Annotated in this window: 2 protein-coding genes; both read right to left on the reverse strand. The window is 37.8% G+C overall.

Annotated features, from left to right (window positions below; translation table 11 throughout):
• Window positions 1-428: 428 nt before the first annotated feature.
• The gene (locus ACUVJL_RS13395; RefSeq protein WP_445246300.1) at window positions 429-608 is read right to left on the reverse strand and encodes a hypothetical protein; all 180 of its coding nucleotides are present in this window, start codon (window positions 606-608) and stop codon (window positions 429-431) included.
• Window positions 609-941: 333 nt separating this feature from the next.
• Window positions 942-1,115 (reverse strand): hypothetical protein, encoded by a 174-nt coding sequence (locus ACUVJL_RS13400; protein ID WP_445246301.1) that lies wholly within the window; start codon window positions 1,113-1,115, stop codon window positions 942-944.
• Window positions 1,116-1,340: the final 225 nt, after the last annotated feature.

A 1,340-nucleotide genomic window follows, 5' to 3' on the forward strand; every position in this document is an offset into this window, starting at 1 on the left:
AAAATAGCATTTCAGTTGATTATTCATAATTTATCACTCTGAAATTATACATTGCTCGGCCAATTTTAGCAATTTTCTCCTATCATTCAACACTTCTGGTTCAGAGACTTTAAGAGCGGAGAATATAACGAAAGAAAGAACTAATTTAACGGGCGACAGATTGAGTAAATTATTAATCTTGCTATCATTAGCATACTTGAAGAGCATAATCCAAGGGATAGATATCAAGTCAAAGAAAGTTCAAGAATATCTAGGTATAAAAACAGAAAGTCACAGAAAATATGCTAGACATAGCACTTTTTATATTGGACTATGGGGTGAATCATGGGTCGATTTAATGTCTAGTAATTGGCAGGTTGTTGTTGAATTAATGTCTTGGTCTCCACAAAAACTACCTAATTATCAACAAGGCTTGAGAGCTATGAGACTTATTCTATCAGCGTTATAGGCGACTTGTCGCCCCGACAGGTCATAGCTAGAGGAGCTAAAACTGTATAGTCATATTCGTATTTACCAGATACAATCAACCTGCGAGCCAAAGAAACCGTCGCTAAAAAAGTGACTAAACGGTATAGGGTTTCAATGATTTGTTGCCTGGAAAAAGACATATTTTGCTCGGAAGAAAAATATTACTAGATTGGGTAAATCGAGAAGTTACTAGATTGGGTAAATCGAGATTAGATTCTTCAGTATTGGTTGGTAACAGTTTGACTCTTAATTTTGTATTAGTTGCATCAGTTGATATAGCAATCCTAAATCATTTGTGAATTTCTTACTCCCTCCTTTTGCTAAGAAGAGGGTTGGGATGCCGGAAAAAGTTTACGACTCCTGCAAAGATTGCTACAGATTTTTAGCTGCTTGCGACTGCTACCAATCAAGAAATGGCAAGTTGTCGGCTCGGGATTAAAGTTGAAAGCCCAAAAATCCACTGTTTAACGAACTCAGCTAATATAGCATACCTGCTGAGCGACATCAGAATTCTCCTCACAGACCACCATCAGCAAGCCCGCAGGTGAAAGAAAGTCGATCGCGATCGTTGTGGGTTGATGTTTGTCTACAAGACGGCTTGCGCCAGAGAGCAATAGCGCCAGCAAAGGCTGAAAGCTAGTTCTCATCCTAGTTCTGTGGTTGAAGCCGTATAAATTAATACACCAAATAAATAAGAAAAAAGATGCCTGCAAGCCGGAAACAAAAGTTAACAAAACTTTTTAGCTAAAAAGTTTTTTTAGGCGCAAATTCAAGTATTCTATCTTTTGAAGCGAACAACCAGTCAAATCTAACTATTTTTCCAGAAAACGGCTGATTTAATCCAAATCCCGGGTAATTAAAGCGAGTCGGAA

The organism is Microcoleus sp. OTE_8_concoct_300, assembly GCF_031383065.1.
Lineage (GTDB): Bacteria > Cyanobacteriota > Cyanobacteriia > Cyanobacteriales > Microcoleaceae > Microcoleus.